The organism is Stenotrophomonas maltophilia complex sp. Om-AH-Sm3, from assembly GCF_059337855.1.
In genome coordinates, this window is the sequence record NZ_JBYBLQ010000014.1 from 14,005 (window position 1) to 33,449 (window position 19,445).

The 19,445-nt window shown below is 66.6% G+C and carries 17 protein-coding genes and 1 pseudogene; 9 read left to right on the forward strand and 9 right to left on the reverse strand.

The window, feature by feature from the left end:
• Positions 1-65: 65 nt before the first annotated feature.
• Positions 66-959 (forward strand): phenylalanine 4-monooxygenase, encoded by an 894-nt coding sequence (gene phhA / locus AC10QF_RS15825; protein ID WP_053496712.1) that lies wholly within the window; start codon positions 66-68, stop codon positions 957-959.
• Between the two features lie 105 nt (positions 960-1,064).
• Here phhA and AC10QF_RS15830 read toward each other — a convergent pair whose 3' ends face one another.
• Positions 1,065-2,120, reverse strand: a complete 1,056-nt coding sequence (locus tag AC10QF_RS15830) for a LacI family DNA-binding transcriptional regulator (RefSeq protein WP_111178762.1) — start codon at positions 2,118-2,120, stop codon at positions 1,065-1,067.
• A gap of 239 nt (positions 2,121-2,359) precedes the next feature.
• Here AC10QF_RS15830 and AC10QF_RS15835 point away from each other — a divergent pair, with 239 nt between their 5' ends.
• The 4 genes and pseudogenes from AC10QF_RS15835 to AC10QF_RS15850 form a co-directional block, all read left to right on the forward strand.
• Entirely contained in the window at positions 2,360-2,950 is a 591-nt protein-coding gene (locus AC10QF_RS15835) for a cysteine dioxygenase family protein (protein ID WP_065179059.1), read from the forward strand.
• A 111-nt stretch (positions 2,951-3,061) separates the two neighbouring features.
• Positions 3,062-3,700: a bifunctional 4-hydroxy-2-oxoglutarate aldolase/2-dehydro-3-deoxy-phosphogluconate aldolase gene (gene eda, locus AC10QF_RS15840; RefSeq protein ID WP_065186797.1), complete on the forward strand. Its 639-nt coding sequence runs from the start codon at positions 3,062-3,064 to the stop codon at positions 3,698-3,700.
• A 96-nt stretch (positions 3,701-3,796) separates the two neighbouring features.
• A complete protein-coding gene (adhP, locus tag AC10QF_RS15845) occupies positions 3,797-4,825 on the forward strand; it encodes an alcohol dehydrogenase AdhP (protein WP_053496716.1) in 1,029 nt (342 codons plus the stop codon).
• A gap of 149 nt (positions 4,826-4,974) precedes the next feature.
• Positions 4,975-5,328, forward strand: a pseudogene (locus AC10QF_RS15850) (hypothetical protein); the annotation flags it as partial.
• 1 nt (position 5,329) lies between these two features.
• Here the strand turns inward: AC10QF_RS15850 and ligD are convergent.
• The 3 genes from ligD to AC10QF_RS15865 form a co-directional block, all read right to left on the reverse strand.
• Positions 5,330-7,816, reverse strand: a complete 2,487-nt coding sequence (gene ligD, locus AC10QF_RS15855) for a DNA ligase D (RefSeq protein ID WP_494542492.1) — start codon at positions 7,814-7,816, stop codon at positions 5,330-5,332.
• A gap of 3 nt (positions 7,817-7,819) precedes the next feature.
• Positions 7,820-8,740 (reverse strand): non-homologous end joining protein Ku, encoded by a 921-nt coding sequence (gene ku, locus AC10QF_RS15860; RefSeq protein WP_111178698.1) that lies wholly within the window; start codon positions 8,738-8,740, stop codon positions 7,820-7,822.
• A gap of 163 nt (positions 8,741-8,903) precedes the next feature.
• On the reverse strand, positions 8,904-9,302 hold the full coding sequence (locus AC10QF_RS15865; protein ID WP_049413394.1) for a hypothetical protein: 399 nt from the start codon (positions 9,300-9,302) through the stop codon (positions 8,904-8,906).
• A gap of 146 nt (positions 9,303-9,448) precedes the next feature.
• Between AC10QF_RS15865 and AC10QF_RS15870 the strand changes: the two genes are divergently transcribed.
• A complete protein-coding gene (locus tag AC10QF_RS15870) occupies positions 9,449-9,793 on the forward strand; it encodes a hypothetical protein (protein WP_053496719.1) in 345 nt (114 codons plus the stop codon).
• Between the two features lie 132 nt (positions 9,794-9,925).
• Here AC10QF_RS15870 and AC10QF_RS15875 read toward each other — a convergent pair whose 3' ends face one another.
• Positions 9,926-12,019 (reverse strand): TonB-dependent receptor family protein, encoded by a 2,094-nt coding sequence (locus AC10QF_RS15875; RefSeq protein ID WP_494542493.1) that lies wholly within the window; start codon positions 12,017-12,019, stop codon positions 9,926-9,928.
• A 171-nt stretch (positions 12,020-12,190) separates the two neighbouring features.
• Between AC10QF_RS15875 and AC10QF_RS15880 the strand changes: the two genes are divergently transcribed.
• From AC10QF_RS15880 to AC10QF_RS15890, 3 genes are all read left to right on the forward strand, one after another.
• Positions 12,191-13,393: an amino acid aminotransferase gene (locus AC10QF_RS15880; RefSeq protein WP_061480467.1), complete on the forward strand. Its 1,203-nt coding sequence runs from the start codon at positions 12,191-12,193 to the stop codon at positions 13,391-13,393.
• A gap of 345 nt (positions 13,394-13,738) precedes the next feature.
• On the forward strand, positions 13,739-14,755 hold the full coding sequence (locus AC10QF_RS15885; protein ID WP_005421178.1) for a class 1 fructose-bisphosphatase: 1,017 nt from the start codon (positions 13,739-13,741) through the stop codon (positions 14,753-14,755).
• Positions 14,756-14,863: 108 nt separating this feature from the next.
• The gene (locus AC10QF_RS15890; RefSeq protein ID WP_032957940.1) at positions 14,864-15,571 is read left to right on the forward strand and encodes a 2OG-Fe(II) oxygenase; all 708 of its coding nucleotides are present in this window, start codon (positions 14,864-14,866) and stop codon (positions 15,569-15,571) included.
• Positions 15,572-15,626: 55 nt separating this feature from the next.
• Here the strand turns inward: AC10QF_RS15890 and AC10QF_RS15895 are convergent, their stop codons facing one another.
• The 4 genes from AC10QF_RS15895 to cls all read right to left on the reverse strand — a co-directional run bounded on the left by AC10QF_RS15895 (position 15,627) and on the right by cls (position 19,367).
• Entirely contained in the window at positions 15,627-16,718 is a 1,092-nt protein-coding gene (locus tag AC10QF_RS15895; RefSeq protein WP_053496723.1) for a PA0069 family radical SAM protein, read from the reverse strand.
• A 125-nt stretch (positions 16,719-16,843) separates the two neighbouring features.
• On the reverse strand, positions 16,844-17,587 hold the full coding sequence (locus AC10QF_RS15900; RefSeq protein ID WP_005421190.1) for a pyridoxine 5'-phosphate synthase: 744 nt from the start codon (positions 17,585-17,587) through the stop codon (positions 16,844-16,846).
• A gap of 9 nt (positions 17,588-17,596) precedes the next feature.
• A complete protein-coding gene (locus AC10QF_RS15905) occupies positions 17,597-17,866 on the reverse strand; it encodes a hypothetical protein (RefSeq protein WP_005421192.1) in 270 nt (89 codons plus the stop codon).
• Between the two features lie 40 nt (positions 17,867-17,906).
• A complete protein-coding gene (gene cls, locus AC10QF_RS15910; RefSeq protein ID WP_111178696.1) occupies positions 17,907-19,367 on the reverse strand; it encodes a cardiolipin synthase in 1,461 nt (486 codons plus the stop codon).
• Positions 19,368-19,445 lie beyond the last annotated feature (78 nt).

Here is a 19,445-nt window from a genome sequence, read left to right on the forward strand (position 1 = left end):
ACTTTTGCAACCCTGTTGCGCGTCCCCTGCCCTAGCATCATGGGTATCCCATCCAGGAGTGCCGCATGGACCTCGCCCAGCCCCGCCGCGTCGAACACCAGCAGACCGACAAGGGCTACGTGCCGGTGTATACCACCGCGCTCGTCGAGCAGCCATGGGACACTTACAGCGCCGACGACCACGCGACCTGGAGCACGCTTTACCAGCGCCAGCGCGAGCTGCTGGTCGGCCGTGCCTGTCAGGAGTTCCTGGATGCGCAGGACGAGATGGGCATGAGCGCACACATGATTCCGCGCTTCGACCAGCTCAACGAAGTGCTGGGCGCGGCCACCGGCTGGACCCTGGTCGGCGTTGAAGGCCTGCTGCCGGAACTGGATTTCTTCGACCATCTGGCCAACCGCCGTTTTCCGGTGACCTGGTGGATCCGCCGCCCGGACCAGATCGACTACATCGCCGAACCGGACCTGTTCCACGATCTGTTCGGCCACGTGCCGCTGCTGATGAACCCGGTGTTCGCCGACTACATGGAGGCGTACGGCCGCGGCGGCGTCAAAGCGCATGCGATCGGTCCGGATGCGCTGCAGAACCTGACCCGCCTGTACTGGTACACCGTGGAGTTCGGCCTGATCGACACGCCCGAGGGCCTGCGCATCTACGGTGCCGGCATTGTGTCGTCGAAGGGCGAGTCGCTGTACTCGCTGGAATCGGCCGCGCCCAACCGCATCGGCTTCGACCTGCAGCGGATCATGCGCACGAAGTACCGCATCGACACCTTCCAGAAGACCTACTTCGTCATCGACAGCTTCGAACAGCTGATGCAGGCGACCTCGCCGGATTTCACCCCGATCTACGCGGCACTGGCCAACCAGGCGCATCTGCCGGCCGGTGAAGTGCAGGGCGACGACCGCGTGTTCCAGAAGGGCACCGGCGAAGGCTGGGCCGACGGCGGCGACGTGTAAGCACACAACGCGCACGGCTTTGCACTGAAAACGGCGCACATGGGTGCGCCGTTTTCGTTGTTGCCTGCCTGCGCCACTGCAGCGGCGCAGGCGAGGGCAGGACACTCAGCCATCCACGGCCCGGCAGGACCCGCGCACCATCAACTGCGGATGCACGCTGGCCGCGGTCGGTGCGTCGGGCACGTCGGCCTGGACCAGCATGGCGGCGGCGGTGCGGCCGATGTCGGAAACGTGGCGCCGCACCGACGTCAGCGGCGGCCACAGCCGCGATGCCAACGGGCTGTCGTCGTAGCTGACGATCGACAACTGCTGCGGCACCGCGATGCCTGCACGCAATGCCACCTGGTACACACCTGCGGCGATTTCGTCGTTGCCGGCGAAAATCGCACTGGGGCGTTGCTCGCCCATCAGCAGCCGTTCGGCGGCATGCACGCCGGACTCGAAGGTGTCGCCCGCTTCCAGCACGCGCTCGCCGGGCAGGGTCAGGCCGACCTGCGCCAGCCGATCAAGGAAACCATGCGTCCGTTCGCGCGCGGCACGCCGGTCACCCGGTCCGGCGATCACCGCAATGTCGCGGTGGCCAAGCGAAAGCAGGTAGCCCGCCGCAGCGGCAGCACCATCGCGGTCATGGGTGACCACGGCATGGTTCTCATCCTCCGAGGCATGCGCGTTGATGCGCACGTAGCGGCAGTCGATGTCATCGAGCATCTGCGCCAGCGCAGCCGATTCGGACGCACGCGGCCCCAGGATCACGCCGTGCAGCTTCTGCTGCTGCACGAAACGGCGCACGCCCTGCGGGCATTCCGGATCCTGGCTGTCGCAGGGGTGCACCACCAGCTCATAGCCAGTGCCGCGCAGCGCGTCCAGCGCGCCGTGCTGCAGGTCGACGATGCATTGGGCACCCGGATCGTCATACACCAGGCCGATCAGGAAGGAGCGGCGGAATGCCAGCCCGCGCGCGAGAGGATCGGGCACGTAACCGACCTCGCGCATCAACGCCTCGACCTTGTCGCGGGTGTCCTTGCGCACCAGCGGCGAGTTGTTGATGATTCTTGAAACCGTTTTCTTGGAAACTCCCGACAGTCGTGCGATGTCGTTGATCGTGGCAGCCTTGCCCTTCGATGCCGGCAACGCGGCATCGCTAATAGTTCGCACTGACATGTATAGAACCAGGTAAGTCGGAGAATTCTAGCCTTGCGCCCGTCGGGCGCGAAGTTGCGGAATGTCGCAGCGGATCTGAATCGTGTCGTGTTCGACAGGTTCTGCTGCGCAAGGTTCCATTGTGATCGCTCTACTGCGTCTGCATCTGAACCGTTCTTCCGCGCGTATTCACCCTGGATGTGGACGCGACGCGCGCGAACGCCAACATTCCCTTAACCATGCTCCGCTACATTCGAGGCATGGACCTGCAGACTTCTCCGTTTCCGCCGTTCCGCGGCCGCGACCGGTTGATCGCCGCAGTCGACGCGGCGATGAGCTCCGGTGATCCCGAGCGCATCACGGCCGACCTGCAGCTGGCGCTGCAGGAAGCCATAACCGACAACCGCATCGAGTTGCCCGAATGCGTGCATCGGCCGGTCAGTGATCATTACGCGCGACGTCCGCTGTACCACAGCCGCGAACACGGCTACAGCGTGATTGCCATGAGCTGGGGCCCAGGGCAGGGCACGCCGCTGCACGACCACGATGCCATGTGGTGTGTGGAGGGCGTGTGGTTGGGCGAGCTGGAGATCACCCGTTACGAGCTGCTGGAGTGCGCCGGCGAGCGCTGGCGCTTCCGCCGCCACGCCGCGCTGCGCGGGGGCTGCGGCAGTGCCGGCAGCCTGATCCCCCCGCATGAGTACCACACCCTGCGCAATGCCAGCGATGAGGCACTGGCGATCTCGGTACACGTGTACGAGGCGCAGATGGAGCGCTCGGCGGTGTTCGATCCGCTCGGTGGCGACTGGTACCAGCGCCGCATCCAGGCGCTGCAGGCCGACCCGGCCTGAATCCGGCGCGGTGCGGAGCAGGGCACCATCGCGGTCCGCATGGCATCATGCGCCGCTGCGCTGCCGGCACCGGCAGCATCCGCGATGCCCTGGCGGGCAAGGAGCAAGACGATGTCCAGCGCTGATCCGCGCCTGCGCGCGCTGTTGAAGCTGGCACCGGTGATCCCGGTGTACACCCCCGAAGATGTGAATGAAGCGGTCGAAGTAGCCCAGGCACTGTTCCGTGGCGGGCTGCCGGTGATCGAGGTGACCCTGCGCACGCCGCAGGCGCTGGATGCGATCAAGGCCATGGTCGAGGCCGTGCCGGACGCGGTGATCGGTGCCGGCACCGTACTCAACGCCGCGCAGATGCAGGCGGCGAAGCAGGCCGGTGCGCGTTTTGCCGTTTCCCCCGGTGCCACGCCGGCACTGTATGCGGCCGCGCGTGATGCCGACCTGCCGTACCTGCCCGGTGCTGCCACCGCTTCGGACCTGATCCAGGGCCTGGAGCACGGCGCGGACACCTTCAAGTTCTTCCCGGCCGTGCAGGCCGGCGGCGCCGCGCTGCTGGCCGCCTGGCACGGCCCGTTCGCCGATGTGCGCTTCTGCCCGACCGGCGGCATCAGCGCGCAGACCGCGCCGCAGTTCCTGCACCTGCCCAACGTGTTGTGCGTGGGCGGTTCGTGGCTGACCACCCCGGCGCTGCTGCAGACCCGCGACTGGGACGCCATCGAGCGCCTGGCCCGCGAGGCCTCGGTGCTGGCCAGCTGAACCTGCTTCGCGGAACTTCAAAGGTTTGATCGTGATCAAAGCGCCCGCCTCGCGCCGGCGTCATTCTGTGGGCAAGCGCACTACGGAGATCCGAACATGAATTCCACCATGAAGGCCGCTGTCGTGCGTGAGTTCGGCAAGCCACTGGTGATCGAGGAAGTCTCGGTACCGCGCCCGGGGGCGGGCGAGGTACTGGTCAAGATCGAGGCTTGTGGCGTCTGCCACACCGACCTGCACGCCGCCGAGGGCGACTGGCCGGTGAAACCGAACCCGCCGTTCATCCCCGGCCACGAGGGCGTGGGGCACGTCGTGGCCGTGGGAGGCGGGGTAGGGCACGTCAAGGAAGGCGACAGGGTCGGCATCCCCTGGTTGTACTCGGCGTGTGGTCATTGCGAACACTGCCTGGGTGGCTGGGAAACGCTGTGCGAGACGCAGCGCAATACCGGCTACTCGGTCAACGGCGGCTTCGCCGAGTACGCACTGGCCGATGCCAACTATGTCGGCCTGCTTCCGAAGGAGGTGGGCTTCGTCGAGATCGCGCCGGTGCTGTGCGCCGGCGTGACCGTCTACAAGGGCCTGAAGGTCACCGACACCAAGCCCGGTGACTGGGTGGCGATTTCCGGCATCGGTGGCCTGGGCCACATGGCCGTGCAGTACGCCCGTGCGATGGGCCTGAACGTGGCCGCAGTGGACGTGGACGACACCAAGCTGGCACTGGCCCGCCAGCTGGGCGCGCAGGTCACCGTCAACGCGCGCACCACCGACCCGGCCGCGTTCCTCAGGAAGGAAATCGGCGGCGCCCACGGTGCGCTGGTCACCGCGGTATCGCCGAAGGCGTTCGAGCAGGCACTGGGCATGGTGCGCCGTGGCGGCACTGTCTCGCTCAATGGCCTGCCGCCCGGCAACTTCCCGCTGGACATCTTCGGCATGGTGCTCAACGGCATCACCGTGCGCGGCTCGATCGTCGGTACCCGCCTGGACCTGCAGGAATCGCTGCAGTTCGCCGCCGAGGGCAAGGTCGCGGCGACGGTCAGCACCGACCGCCTGGAAAACATCAACGACGTGTTCGCGCGCATGCATGCGGGCACCATCGAAGGCCGCGTGGTGCTCGACTTCGCCGCCTGACCGCCTGTGCATGGCCGCCGTCGCTCCGTCCCCCTCTCCCACGGACGCGGCGGCCATGCCGATTCATCGGATCGGATCCACACACATTTCGGTAGTGCCGGCCGCTGGCCGGCATGCCGGGTTCTCCGCCGCAGCCGTACAATGCGCGCATGCCTGGCGTGCTCAAGACCCTGTTCCTGTCCCTCGTTGCCCTGATCGGCGGCGTGCTGTCGCTTGCGCTGGTCAGCAGCGTCGCCAGCTGGCTGCCACCGTTGCTGGGCCTGTCGCCGGACAACAACAGCGTGCAGCTGGGCTGGGATCTCACCTTCAGCGTGCTCGGTGGCATCGCCGGGGTTTCCTTTGCCACCTATTACGCGCCCTGCTGGCCGCGATCGCACGGCTTCTCGATCTGGTCGCTGGTCGCGCTGGGCTGTGGCTACGCCATGTGGACGGCGGGTGCGGATTTCCCGTTCTGGTTCGTCATTTCACTGCTGGCGTCGCTGCCGTTGCAACTGCTGGCCGGCACTACCGCTTCAGCGACGGCAGCGTCTGCTTCAGCCGCGCGATGCCGTGCCAAGGGTCCGCCTTCAGCCGCTTCGCGCGCGCCAGCGCCTTGCCCATGGAAAATGCGTCGGCGGCACTGATACGAGCCAGTTCATCCCAGCGCAGCGGTACTGCCACACCGGCGGAATCGCGCGCACGCAACGACCACGAACACACACTGGTGGCACCCCGCGTATTGCGCAGCCAGTCGATGAAAATGACGCCGCCACGCTTGGCCTTGCTCATTGTGGCCACGTAGCGGTCCGGCGCCCGCTCCGCCATCGCCCGGGCGAACGCCTCACAGAACGCCTTGGCCTGTTCCCAGTCGGCCTTGGGCCGCAGCGGCACTACCACATGCACGCCCTTGCCACCGGACAGCCGCACGAAACTCTTCAGGCCGACTTCCTGCAGGTGGTCACGGACATCACGCGCAGCGGCTTTCACCTCCGCCCAGCCCACTCCTTCACCGGGATCGAGATCGAACACCAAGCGATCCGGGTGCTCGGGATCGGCCACGGTCGCGCCCCACGGATGCAGCTCCAGTGTGTTCATCTGCACCAGTTGCAGCAGGCCCCGCACATCGTCGATGTAGACGTAGTCCTCGCGGCCGCTCTTCTGCTGCAGGGGCACCGCGTGCACGGCATCCCCCAGGCCGGGGCCATGGTGCTTCTGGAAGAAGCAGGCCTTGCCCACGCCATCCGGGCAGCGCAGCAGTGACAAGGGCCGCCCGGCAATTTCGGGCAGGATCCAGCGCGCCATGCGCTGGTAGTAGTCCGCCACGTCGCCCTTGCTGAGCTTCTGCCTTGGGAACACCACCCGCTCTGGATGGGTGATCTGGACCTCGCCCCCGGCTTCAGCACTCGAAACGGCCACTCCCAGGTCCTCCTTCTGCTTGTCGCTGCGCAGCCGCTTGAAACTCGCCTGGCGCAGCAGGCCTTCCTTGCCCCAGCCACGGAATGCCACCTCCGCCACCGTCACCGGCTTCACCCAGCGCACGCTGGCGGCGCGGAACGGCACGTGCGCCGGCAGCTGCAGCACAGGCGTCTTCACCGCCAACGGCTGCAGCGCCTTGTGCAGCGCGCGCAGGCTTTCGTCGTCGAAGCCGGTGCCAACGCGGCCCACATAGCGCAAGGCGCCCTTGTCCGGCGTCGCCAGCAGCAGCGAGCCGAACCCCACCCGGGAGCCCTTCGGTGCCGTGTAGCCGACAATCGCGAACTCGTCGGTGTCTTCGTGCTTCACCTTCACCCAGCTGCGTGCACGGGTGTTCACGTAGGGCGCATCCACCTGCTTGCTGACGATGCCTTCGAATCCCGCCTTGCCGCTGGCATCGAATACCTGCGGGCCATGGTCGATCACGTGCTCGCTGAAGGCCAGGGTTCCGGGCGTGGGTCCGATGAGATCCTTCAGCAGCGCCTTGCGCTCCAGCAGCGGTGAACGACTGATGTCCACGCCGGCCACACCCGGCAGATCGAACACGATGTAGCGCAACGGTTGCTTCGAACTCCCGTCGATCACACGCTGCAGCGCGGCGAAGTCGCTGCGCCCCTGCTTGTCCAGCACCACCAGCTCGCCGTCCAGGCGCGCATCCCGCACCGGCAGTGCCTGCACGGCCTGTACCACCTCGGGGAAATCACCGGTCCAATCCAGGCCGTTGCGGGAGCGCAGCGTCACCTTGCCTTCGTGCAGATCGGCCAGCAGGCGATAGCCATCCCACTTGATCTCATGCAACCAGCGCTCGCCGTCCGGTGCACTGTCGCGATGATCGGTCAACTGTGGCTTGAAGGCGCGCGGGTAGGGCGTGTCACGAGCGCCATCCAGGTTCAGCGCTCGCGCATGCCAACGCGCATCGGCCTTGCGGGTCGCCGATCGTGCAGCCGGTGCGGCGCGCGTTGACTTGCCCACCGTGCGCTTGCTCACTGCGGATGTGCGTTTCGGCATGGGGGATTGGAGCAGATCATCTGCTTCGGCATCTCGCGCTTCCTCGTCGTCGCGTTTGATCAACAACCACTGTACCTGGCGTCCCTTCATCGCTGTGCGCACCAGCTTCCAGCCGCCAGCCAGGCGTTGCCCATGCAGCACGAAGTCGATCTTTCCCGCTGCCAGTGCCTGCAGTGGATCGCCTTCGCAGGCCCATGTGCCGTGATCGAAGACCTCGACGTGGCCAGCGCCGTAGTGGCCTTCGGGAATATCTCCTTCGAAACCGGCGTAGGACAGCGGATGGTCTTCCACTTCCACGGCCAGCCGCTTGTCACCAGCGCGAAGCGAAGGACCCTTCGGCACCGCCCAGCTTTTCAGCACACCGTCCATCTCAAGGCGGAAGTCATAGTGCCGCGAAGTGGCATGGTGCAGCTGTATGACAAAGATCGGCCGCCGCTTCGGGTTGCCGTGTCCGGGTGTGTCGTCAGGTTCCGGTGTCTGCCCGAGGCCACCGCCAAGCCGGCGCTTTCGCCGGTACTGGTGCAACGACATGACTCAACCTGCCTTACGCCGTGCAGCGGTTTTCTTTGCGGCCTTCTTCGTTGCCTTCTTTGCGGCTTTCTTTACCGTCGGCTTGGTGGCTGCTTTCCGCGTTGCCGTCTTCTTCGCCGGCGTACGCTTGTTCGCATCCAGGCTCTTCTGCAGCAGTGCCATGAAATCGACCACGTTGGTGCTGGCGTCCTCACGCGGTGCAGGTTCATCCTCCACCCGTGTGGTACCGCCCTTGGACTTGATGCGCTTGTTCAGCACCTGCTGCAGGCGCTCGCGGAATTCGTCGTGGTACTGCGACGGATCCCAATCACCGGACATCGACTCGATCAACTGCTCGGCCATCGCCGTTTCCCTGCTGCTGATGCGGTAATCGGCGAGCTTTCCGGTGGGCAGTTTGTAATCTTCGGGATCCACCAGTTCCTGCGGATAGCGCAGGATCATCAGCACCAGCGCGTCCGCATGCGGCATCACCGCGCACAGGTATTCGCGGGTACGCACCACCACCCGGGCGATGCCCACCTTGCCGGTACTGCGCAATGTCTCGCGCAGCAGTACGTAGCCCTTTTCGGCCTTCTTGCCGGGCACCAGCAGGTAGGGTTTCTCGTAGTAGCGCGGGTCGATCTGCGCGGCATCCACGAACGATTCCACCTCCACCGCTTCGTGGCTTTCCGGTGCCGCAGACCGGATATCGCCTTCCTCCAGCACGACATAGCTGCCCTTGTCGTACTCATAGGCTTTGACGATGTCCTTCCATGGCACTTCCTCGCCGGTATCGGCGTTGACCCGCTCGAAGCGGATCGGCTTGCGGTCGCGGGAGTCGAGCATGCGGAACTGCAGATCGACCTTGCGTTCGCCTGACATCAGCGACACCGGCACGTTGAGCAGGCCAAACGACAGCGTGCCGGTCCAGATCGGGCGGGCCATGGGCGTACCTTTGGCGGGGCAGGGCATCCAGCTTCGGATGGGCGGTGTAAACCACCCGTGTCGATACCGTGCACGTGGGTTCTACGGAGAACGGCAGTGCCGGCTGCGGGCCGGCAGAGCTCGCGGCCTGAAGTTTCCTGAGGTTGCCGGCCAGCGGCCGGCACTACTGCAGCAACGGCCTCACCGCCACCGCAGGAATATGATCCAGCGCGCGCCAAGCGTCTTCCACCACCGGCCGTGCCTGCGACCAGCTCAACCGCGACTGCCCGCGCATCTGTTCCCAGTGTTCGGCCAGTTCCTCACAGGTATCCGCGGCGTCACCGCGCGGCCAGTCCGCAGCGTGGGTGGTCAATGCGAAGGCATAGACCGGGCATAGATCGCGCCAGTTGCGGTGGTTCTGCCCGCGACGCTCTTCGTAGTCGCTGAGCATGTACTGCAGGTAGTCCTGCGCCACCGCCTGCGGATCTTCATGGCGGCGCGTGCGGCGTTGTGCGGTGCGCTGGCCGAGCGGATCGAGCAGGGCGTTGAACACGGACGGTGCGGGTCGTTCAAGACGGGGCATGGCCGGCTCCTGCAGCGGGGGCGGGTGGGCAGGAATACGCGCGGTGCCGTTACCGGGGGGTGAGCGAGATGTTCATGACGCCGGGTTCGCGGCGGCTTTACCTGTGGCGCGGTGTAGTGGGAGCCCCGAGCGCAGGTAGCCAGACCATGAGCCGAGAGAATTCCCGAGACCCGTTGCGGGAAAACCACCCGCCCATTCCCGGTGAACAGCGCGGCAAGCGCGATGCCGACAATGCCGACTACCGCGGCACCGGCGCACCTTTCTACGACGCCGAGCACGGTGGCGACCATCTGCCGGTGAAGCACGAGGCTGAACAGGCCGCCCAGGACCGCAAGGATGGCGGCGACCGCCATCGCGGCGGCCAGGAAAGCCCGCTCAAGCGTCGCGAACGCAAGCAGCGCGCCAGCGACAACCAGGACGAGGCGCTGGAGGAGACCTTCCCGGCCAGCGACCCGACCTCGCCGTTCGTACCGGCCAAGGCGCCCGACTGACGGGTAGTGCCGGCCCCTGGCCGGCAACCCCCTGACGCCCTGCCCCCGATTTACGGGTAGTGCCGGCCGCTGGCCGGCAACCTCCTGACGTCGTGCACGGCGCGATGCCGGCCAGCGGCCGGCACTACCCAGTCAACGCCAGGACCATTGCAGGCCCACGCTGGCCCGGCGCCCGGGCCCCGGTTCGTAGAAGCGCCCGTTGCCGTCGTTGACGATCACCGAGCCGATGTAGGCCTGGTCCAGCACGTTCTCCAGCCGGGCGAAGGCGCGCAGCTCGCCACCTGGCAGTGTCCAGAAACGACCGGCCTCCAGGTTCAGCAACGCGTAGCCCGGCGCCCGCTCCGTGGCCACGTCGTTGACCAGGGTATCGGTGCTGGCGGCGGCCTCCAGCGCCCACTGCCAGTCGGCCGGGGTCCACTGCAGCCGGGCAAACGCCTGCTGGCGCGGTACGCCGGGCAAGCGGCTGCCGGCGGAAACCCAGGTGTTCGAGGTCAGGTACGGCGCACGCACCTGCGCCTGCAGCCAGGTCCAGGCCACCTGCAGTTCCAACTGTTCTGCCAACGGCTGCCGGTAGCGCAGTTCCACACCCTGGCGGCGGGTGCGGCCGATGTTGCGATAGGTGCTGCGTCCGCCGATGTTGCTGGCAACTGCCAACTCATCGTCGGTATCTGCGCGGAACAGGCTGATATCGAGCTGGGTTCCGTCCTGTGCATGCCATTTGCTGCCCACCTCCAGGCTGCGGCTGCGCGCCGCCGCCAGATCCAGCGCCAGTCCCGCCTGCCCGTCGGCGCGATACCCCAGCTCGTTGAAGGTGGGCGTCTCGAAGCCACGGCCCACCGCCGCGTGCAGTCGCCACTGCGGGCTGGCCTCGAAGCTGATTCCGGCCACCGGCGTGGTGGCCTGGTAGCGGCGGTGGCCGCTGTCGTCCGGGTTGCGGGCGGTGATGTAGCGATCGTCGGATTCGAAGCGCACGGCGCTGTGACGCACGCCAGCCAGCAATGACCAGCGTGGACTCCACTGCCACCACGCCTGGGCGAACTGATCGACGTTCTGCACGGTGTCGATCTGGTCTCTGCGCAGCCGCCCACGCACGCCGAGAGCGCTGCCGATGAAGTTCTCGTAGCCGGTGCGATGCTGGCGCTGGCGGTCGGCGCTGAGCCCGGCCACCAGATCCAGCGGTCGGCCGGCGAGGTCGCCGTGCCAGCCCCAGCGCGCGTCCAGCCCGCCATAGCCGCCCTCCAGGTCGATCACCCCGCCGGCATGCAACGGGCTGTTGGTCTGAGCTGCCGGCGGGATCGGCAGGTACTGGCGTACCGCGCGCTGGCCGGCATAGCCCATCAGCTGCCAACGCTGCGCCCCGGTTTCACGGGTCCAGCGCAGGCCAGCCTGCTGCTGGCGCACCGATTTACGGGTGTTGTACTGGTGCGCCACGGCGGTGGCCTGGCGCGGATCGGCCGCCACCTGGGTACGGCTCAGGCCCAGCGGGTCCTGCGCATCGGGGGCATCGAAGCCATTGAGCAGCAGCTCCAGCCGCCCCCCGCCGAGATCGCCACCGATACGCGCAGCGAGCGATTCGCGACGGGCACGGCTGTGGTCGCGCCAGCCATCGGTGCGGAAGTGATTGGCGGCGATGTTGTAATCCAGAACACGGCCGGCACCCTTCAGTTGCGCGCCGACGCTGAGCGTGTTGTCGGCACCCGCGTTGACGCGCAGCCGCCACGGGTCGCCGGCCTGGCCCTGTGCGCTCCAGACCTGCAGCACGCCGCCGGAGGAATTGCCGTACAGCGCCGAGAACGGCCCGCGCAGCACGTCGATCCGTTCGGCACCGAGCAGGCTGGCATGCGACAGCTGGCCCTGTCCGTCGGGCATGGTCGCCGGCACCCCGTCGATCAACACCCGCACCCCACGCACACCGAAGGTCGAGCGCGCACCAAAGCCACGGATCGACAGCTGGGTGTCCTGCGCGAAGTTCTGGCGGTCACGGGCGACCAGGCCCGGGACCCCGGCCAGCGCCTCGGACAGCTGTGCGCCGGCGCCGGCGCGGCCGGCGTCGATCCAGACCGTGTCCAGGCTGGCCGGCAACGCGAACGGGTCGATGCCCGGCACCCGCGCTGCCTGCACCTGCACGCTGGGCAGGGCGGTCGGTGCGGGCCCGGCCACGGCCGCCCAGGGCGACAGCAGCAGGATGGACAACGGCAGGCAATGGCGACGTGCGGCGGGATTCATGATTCAGGTTGATGGATCAGGCGGCAACGCACGCCATGGTACGGGGCCACGGATGACGACGGCGGCGGCCAGCCCCGGCAGGCTTTGTTACGATGGGCTGTTTCCGGCTGCAAGGCCGCAGACCGCGTAGCGCACTTCCTCCCCCTTTCCGTCTACCGAACGAGTACCGCCGTGTCCTTCTTTGCAAACGTGGAACTGGTCCCAGGCGACCCGATCCTGGGCCTGACCGAGGCGTACAACGCCGACAGCCGCCCGACCAAGGTCAACCTGGGTGTGGGCATCTACTACGACGAGAGCGGCCGCATCCCGCTGCTGCGCGCCGTCAAGCAGATCGAGCAGCAGCTTGCCGCTGACGCCAAACCGCGCGGCTACCTGCCGATCGATGGCCTGCCGGCATACACGCAGGCCACGCGAGAGCTGGTGTTCGGCAAAGACTCGCCGCTGCTGGCCGCCGGCCGCGTCACCACCGCACAGACCGTCGGTGGCAGCGGTGCGCTGCGCGTCGGCGCCGACGTGCTGAAGAAGCTGCTGCCGCATGCCACCGTGGCGCTGAGCAACCCGAGCTGGGAGAACCACCGTGCGGTGTTCAGCGCGGCCGGTTTCGAGGTGCTGGATTACACCTATTTCGACCCGGCCAGCCATGGCGTCGACTTCAACGGCATGCTGGCCGACCTCGGCAAGCTGGAAGCCGGCACCGTAGTGCTGCTGCACGCCTGCTGCCACAACCCCACCGGTGCCGACCTCACGGTCACCCAGTGGAAGCAGGTCGCGCAACTGCTGAAGGACAAGCAGCTGTTCCCCTTCATCGACATGGCCTACCAGGGCTTCGACAAGGGCATCGAGCAGGATGGCGCCGCCGTGCGCATCATCGCCGAAGCCGGCATCGACAGCTTCATCGTCGCCAACTCGTACTCCAAGTCGTTCTCGCTGTATGGCGAGCGCGTGGGTGCGCTGTCGATGGTGGCGCCGACCGCTGCTGACGCCAAGGCCGTGCAGTCGCAGGTCAAGCGTGTGATCCGCACCATCTACTCCAGTCCGTCCACCCACGGTGCCGCGCTGGTGGCCGGCGTGCTGACCAATCCGGAACTGCGCGCCATGTGGGAGCAGGAACTGACCGAGATGCGCGAGCGCATCCACGCCCTGCGCCAGGGCCTGGTCGAGAAGCTGGCCGCCGCCGGCGCGCCGCAGTTCGGTTTCATCAACGAACAGGCCGGCATGTTCTCGTATTCCGGCCTGAGCCGTGAGCAGGTCGAACGCCTGCGCGACGAGTTCGGCATCTACGCCGTCGGCACCGGCCGCATCTGCGTGGCCGCGCTGAACCAGAACAACCTGGAATACGTCGCCAAGGCCGTGGCCACCGTCGCCAAGGGCTGAAGCAAGGCTGCACGGGTTTGAGAACAAAGGCGCCGAAAGGCGCCTTTGTTTTTGCTTCTGCTTTGCCTCTGCCCTTGCCACACCCTCCGCGCTCGCGGCGAACCCTGAAGCGCAGGGCGAGGTACACCGTGGCCAGGACCGTGAGGCGCATGGATGCGCCGACCGAGCCCCCATGGATGGGTTTACGGCGTGTCCTGGCCACGGTGTACCTCGCCCTGTGCCTCCATGAAGGAAGGCGCCACGAGCGCAACGCATCTGGAAACGATTACGCCTTCCCGCGCTCACGCACGCCCCCGCCAGACGGGCGACAATAGGCGTTTTCCCGCTGCCGAGACCTGCCCGACCATGTCCCGTACTTCGTTGACCCGCTTCCTGATCCAGGAACAGCACGCCGGCCGCATCAATGCCGACCTGCGCCAGCTGATCGCCGTGGTCGCCCGCGCCTGCACCAGCATTTCCATCGCCGTCAGCAAGGGCGCCCTCGGAGGCGTGCTCGGCGACGCCGGTACCGGCAACGTGCAGGGTGAAGCACAGAAGAAGCTGGACGTGATCAGCAACGAGATCCTGCTCGAAGCCAATGCCTGGGGCGGCCACCTTGCCGCCTGCGCCTCGGAGGAAATGGACCACAGCCAGCCGGTGCCGGATATCTATCCGCGCGGTGATTTCCTGCTGCTGTTCGATCCCCTCGACGGCAGCTCCAACATCGACGTCAACGTCTCCGTCGGCACCATCTTCTCGGTGCTGCGCTGCCCGACCAACGTCGAGCTGCCAGGCGATGACGCCTTCCTGCAGCCGGGCAGCAAGCAGATCGCCGCTGGCTACTGCATCTACGGGCCCAGCACCCAGCTGGTGCTGACCGTCGGCCACGGCACCCACGCCTTCACTCTGGACCGCGAGAAGGGCGAGTTCGTGCTGACCACCGAGAACATGCAGATTCCGGCGGCCACCCAGGAGTTCGCCATCAACATGTCCAACCAGCGTCACTGGGAAGCGCCGATGCAGGCCTATGTCAGCGACCTGCTGGCAGGCAAGGAAGGCGCGCGCGGCAAGAACTTCAACATGCGCTGGATCGCCAGCATGGTGGCCGACGTGCATCGCATCCTGACCCGCGGCGGCATCTTCATCTACCCGTGGGACAAGAAGGATCCGTCCAAGGCCGGCAAGCTGCGCCTGATGTACGAAGCCAATCCGATGGGCCTGCTGGTCGAACAGGCCGGCGGCGCCGCCTGGACCGGCCGCGAGCGCATCCTCGACATCCAGCCCGACCAGCTGCACCAGCGCGTGCCGGTGTTCCTGGGTTCGCGCGAGGAAGTGGCCGAAGCGGTGCGTTACCACCACGCGCACGACGAAGCGCAGGGCTGACGGCTCGACGCCTGACGGCGGTCATGGCAGTTCGATGACATGACCGCAGGGTGACACCGCGGGCGGCAAACGGCACCATCAAGCCGTTGCCGCCGAAGGAATGCACGCATGCACGAGCAGGGCCCGGTCGATTTCATCGAAGTCATCCACAACGCCGTCCCCAGTGAGGTCTGCGCGGCCATCGTCGAGCGCATGCGTGCCACGCGTGGCCTGCTGCCCGGTGCGGTGGGCAGTGGCGTGTTCCCCGAACTCAAGCACAGCAAGGATCTGCGCATCAGTGGCCTGGACGGCTGGCAGGACGTCGACCAGCAGCTGCAGATCGCGGTGTTCAACGGCCTGCTGACTTATCTACGCCGTTATCCACAGGCATTGATCGCGCCGCTGATGTTGCAGATCCAGGACAGCAATGGCCAACCGCGACGCCTGTCTGCCGAGGACTTTCCCGACATGCCGCAACAGCAGCTGGCCGACCTGGCCCGCACCTGCCTTCGTCCGGGTGCGATCAACCTGCAGTGGTACGCCGCGGGCGAGGGTGGCTACCCGTACTGGCACTGCGAGCTGTACCCGAAGGATGCGCAGGCCGAGACCCTGCACCGGCATGTGCTGTGGACGCTGTACCTCAATGACGACTTCGACGAGGGCGAAACCGAGTTCCTGTTCCAGGGGCGGAAGATCGCGCCGCGCACCGGCAGTTTGCTGATTGCGCCGACGGCGTTCACCCACACCCATCGCGGCAATCGGCCACAGGGTGGCGACAAGTTCATCGCCACCAGCTGGATCCTGTTCCAGAGTGCGCAGAAGTTGTTTGGGGGGTGACGCCGAACTGCTCGTCGGCCTTGATGTACAGTCGAGCCATGCTCGACTGATGGCCTCAGAACAACGACCCTTGCGGCGAATCCTTCTTCGGCGGCAACGGCTTCTGGAACCGGCTGCAATCCAGCTTCGGCCAATGGCTGTTCTGCGCATTGAATCCCAACCGCTTGCGCGCCAGCTTGAAGCGGTTGTTCAACAGATCGGCATACACGCCTTGGCCGCGCATGCGGGTGCCGAACTGGCTGTCGTAGTCCTTGCCACCACGCAGCTGCTGGATGGTACTCATCACGTGCGCGGCGCGATCGGGATGATGGGTATCGAGCCAGTCGCGGAACAGTGGCGCCACTTCCAGCGGCAGGCGCAGCAGCACGTAGCCTGCAGTACTGGCGCCTGCATCGTGCGCAGCCTCCAGCACCGCTTCAAGTTCGCTGTCGTTGATCCACGGAATCACCGGTGCCACCATCACGCCCACCGGGATACCCGCGTCATGCAGGCGCTTCATCGCGCGCAATCGTGCATGGGGTGCTGATGCGCGCGGTTCCAGCTTCGCGGAGAGATGCGGGTCCAGCGAGGTCACCGAGAAATGCACACTGACCAGGTTCTCCGCCGCCAGCGGCGCGAGCAGATCAATGTCGCGCTCGACCAGTGCGTTCTTGGTGATCAGCGAGAACGGATGCCTGGTTTCCAGCATCACTTCGATCAGCTGGCGGGTCAGCTTGAACTTGCGCTCGATCGGCTGATACGCATCGGTGTTGATGCCCAGCGCGATCGGCTGCGGCACGTAACCGGGTTTCGACAGTTCCTTGCGCAGCAGCTGAGGCGCATTGGTCTTGGCGAACAGCTTGGTCTCGAAGTCCAGACCAGGTGACAGGTTCAGATAGGCATGGGAAGGGCGCGCGAAGCAGTAGGAACACCCATGCTCACAGCCGCGATACGGATTCACCGACTGGCTGAAGCCGACGTCCGGCGAATTGTTGCGGGTGATGATGCTGCGCGCGGTCTCGGCGCGCACCTCGGTACGCAGGCGCGGCGCGAGGAACTCCTCGCTCTCATCGACCGCCCAGCCGTCGTCCACCGCCTCGCTGACGGTGCTTTCGAAGCGCCCAGCAAGGTGGGACGTGGAACCTCGGCCCTTGATCGCAATACCCATTGCGGCAGCGTACGCCGGGGCTGTCTCAATGGCTGCGACGGCCGCCTGAAGGGTTCAGCGGAACGCTGAGCCGAGCATGGGGTCGGCGCTGTAGAGCCGAGCCCATGCTCGGCTGTATCCATCGGTCAGAGCAGCGCCAGGTAGCCCCGCACGGTGGCATCCAGCCCGTCATACAGTGCCTCGCCGATCAGCGCGTGGCCAATCGACACCTCCAGCACGTCCGGCACGTGGCCCAGGAAATCGCGCAGGTTGTCCTGCGACAGGTCATGGCCGGCGTTGACGCCCAGGCCCACCGCCTGCGCCCGCCGCGCCGCAGTGGCGAACAGTTCGAGCATTGCCGCAGCGTCGCCCGCCGCATGCGCCTCTGCGTAGGGGCCGGTGTACAACTCGATGCGGTCGGCACCGACCTCGGCGGCCTGCTCCAGCGACGGGTTGCCCGCATCCACGAACAGGCTGACCCGGCAGCCCATCGCCTTCAGTTGGGCAATCAACGGGCGCAAGCGCTCGGCGTCGCGTTCGAAGTCGAAACCGTGGTCGGAGGTGATCTGGCCATCGCCGTCGGGCACCAGGGTGGCCTGCGCCGGACGGGTCTGTTCGCACAGCGGCAGCAGCCCCGGGTACCCCTCGCGCGGCGGCGCAAATGGATTGCCCTCGATGTTGAATTCAACGCCACGGGCGCGGGTCAACGTGGACAGGGCCAGCACGTCCTCGGCGGTGATGTGGCGGCGGTCCGGCCGCGGATGCACGGTGATGCCATGCGCGCCGGCATCCAGGCAGGCCTGGGCGGCGCGCACCACGTCCGGTTCGGCACCGCCGCGCGAATTGCGCAGGACGGCGATCTTGTTGACGTTGACGCTGAGCTGGGTCATGGAACGGAACTACTTGGAAAGAGGGGACGGATCGTTGTCGTTGGCGTCATCGTTGCGGCGCGCCTGGGCCTGCTCGCGCAGGCGGCGCAGTTCCTCGGCATCGATCAGGGTGGCCGGGTCGCGCTGCAGGTCGCCGAAACGGGCCACGTAACGACCGCGTACCCAGGCCAGCAGGAAGCCGAGCGCGGCCAGCAGGCACAGGGTCATCAACCCTGCGCTTGGGGTCTTCAGCGCGAAGGCAAAGCAGCCCAGCGCCAGCAGCAGGTACAACCAGTACATAGTCGGGCTCCCCGGATGATCGCCGCAGTGTAGCGCTGCGTCAGAGCAGCGGCGAGGCCAGCCGGGCGAAGGCCTCGGGCAGGCGGTGCAGCCACAGCGAGCGCCCGGCCTGGTCATGCACCCGCGTGGCGCGATCGAATTCACCCTGCAGCAGCTCGGCCAGGGCCGCCACGCGGTCCCGGTCGCTGATCATCATCGACAGCTCGAAGTTCAGGCGGAAGCTGCGGTGGTCGAAGTTGGCACTGCCGACAATGCAGACGTCGTCGTCGGCGATGAACGCCTTGGTGTGCAGCATGCGCGGGCCGTACTCGTAGATCTTCACGCCGGCATGCAACAGCTCATCGAAGTACGAGCGCGCGGCCTGGGTGACGAACCACGAATCGCTCATTTTCGGTACCAGCAGGCGCACGTCCAGGCCGCCCAGCGCGGCCGAAGTCAGCGCCATCCGCGCCGCTTCACCCGGCACGAAATAGGGCGTCACCAGCCACACCCGCTCGTGCGCTTCCTGGATGGCGGCGACGTGCAGCCGGTGGATCGTCTCCCAGCCCGAATCCGGGCCGGACACCAGTACCTGCGCGTTGATTGCGCCATCCCCGCGCAGCGGCATATCGGCCGGCCACAAGCGGGCGATATCCATCCGCGAGGGTTCCTGGCCACTGGCGTAGAGCCAGTCCTCGGCGAACACCAGCTGCAGACTGCGCACCACATGACCGCGGATGCGCATGTGCAGGTCGCGATAGGCGTCGGGCCTGCGGCTTTCGTCTTCCTCGTCGGTGATGTTGATGCCGCCAGTGAAGGCCAGGCGGCCATCGACGATCACCAGCTTGCGGTGCGTGCGCAGGTTCAGCCACGGGCGCTTGAACGGTTTCAGCAGCTGCCGTGGGTGGAACCAGATCGCTTCACCGCCAGCCTCGAGCAGGGGCTGCAGGAAACGGCGGGGCAGGGCGGATGAGCCCACCGCATCCAGCAGCAGGCGCACCTGCACACCGGCACGTGCGCGCTCGACCAGGGCATCGCGCAGGGCGGTGCCTGCGCGATCCGGATTGAAGATGTAGTACTCCAGATGGATGTGATCGTGCGCCTGTGCAACGGCTTCCAGCAAGGCCGCGTAGGTCGCCGCACCGTCCACCAGCCAGGTCACTTCGGTGGCACTGCTTGGGGCCAGTCCGGTCGTTGCCTGGGCAACCTTGGCCAGTTCGGTGCAGTCCGAATCGGGCGGGCAGACATCGCTGTAGTGCTCCATGCCCGAGCGTGCACGGCCACGACGCAGCCGTTGCCGCTTCACCTTCTGCGGGCCCAGCAGGTAGTAGATGAAGAGCCCGAGATAGGGGAGCAGTGCCAACGAAAGGATCCAGCTCAGCGTGGCCACCGGCTCGCGCTTCTGCAGCATGATCCAGCCCGCCAGCGCGAACAGGTACAGCAGGTAAGCCACCGCCAGGATCGTGCCGAGGTGGGCGATACCGTCGAGCCAATGGCGCAGGGAATCGAAGAGGGCAAGCATGCGCCGATCATAGCGGGCGCGTGCTCCCTGATGGGGTCAGATCCCTTTTCCTGCCAAATAAGGATCTGACCCCGACTG

Bases quoted from the DNA above. Each gene is read 5' to 3' on its own strand.
- phhA (WP_053496712.1), top strand. From the start codon at position 66: ATGGACCTCGCCCAGCCCCGCCGCGTCGAACACCAGCAGACCGACAAG.
- AC10QF_RS15830 (WP_111178762.1), bottom strand. From the start codon at position 2,120: ATGTCAGTGCGAACTATTAGCGATGCCGCGTTGCCGGCATCGAAGGGC.
- AC10QF_RS15835 (WP_065179059.1), top strand. From the start codon at position 2,360: ATGGACCTGCAGACTTCTCCGTTTCCGCCGTTCCGCGGCCGCGACCGG.
- eda (WP_065186797.1), top strand. From the start codon at position 3,062: ATGTCCAGCGCTGATCCGCGCCTGCGCGCGCTGTTGAAGCTGGCACCG.
- adhP (WP_053496716.1), top strand. From the start codon at position 3,797: ATGAATTCCACCATGAAGGCCGCTGTCGTGCGTGAGTTCGGCAAGCCA.
- ligD (WP_494542492.1), bottom strand. From the start codon at position 7,816: ATGTCGTTGCACCAGTACCGGCGAAAGCGCCGGCTTGGCGGTGGCCTC.
- ku (WP_111178698.1), bottom strand. From the start codon at position 8,740: ATGGCCCGCCCGATCTGGACCGGCACGCTGTCGTTTGGCCTGCTCAAC.
- AC10QF_RS15865 (WP_049413394.1), bottom strand. From the start codon at position 9,302: ATGCCCCGTCTTGAACGACCCGCACCGTCCGTGTTCAACGCCCTGCTC.
- AC10QF_RS15870 (WP_053496719.1), top strand. From the start codon at position 9,449: ATGAGCCGAGAGAATTCCCGAGACCCGTTGCGGGAAAACCACCCGCCC.
- AC10QF_RS15875 (WP_494542493.1), bottom strand. From the start codon at position 12,019: ATGAATCCCGCCGCACGTCGCCATTGCCTGCCGTTGTCCATCCTGCTG.
- AC10QF_RS15885 (WP_005421178.1), top strand. From the start codon at position 13,739: ATGTCCCGTACTTCGTTGACCCGCTTCCTGATCCAGGAACAGCACGCC.
- AC10QF_RS15890 (WP_032957940.1), top strand. From the start codon at position 14,864: ATGCACGAGCAGGGCCCGGTCGATTTCATCGAAGTCATCCACAACGCC.
- AC10QF_RS15895 (WP_053496723.1), bottom strand. From the start codon at position 16,718: ATGGGTATTGCGATCAAGGGCCGAGGTTCCACGTCCCACCTTGCTGGG.
- AC10QF_RS15900 (WP_005421190.1), bottom strand. From the start codon at position 17,587: ATGACCCAGCTCAGCGTCAACGTCAACAAGATCGCCGTCCTGCGCAAT.
- AC10QF_RS15905 (WP_005421192.1), bottom strand. From the start codon at position 17,866: ATGTACTGGTTGTACCTGCTGCTGGCGCTGGGCTGCTTTGCCTTCGCG.
- cls (WP_111178696.1), bottom strand. From the start codon at position 19,367: ATGCTTGCCCTCTTCGATTCCCTGCGCCATTGGCTCGACGGTATCGCC.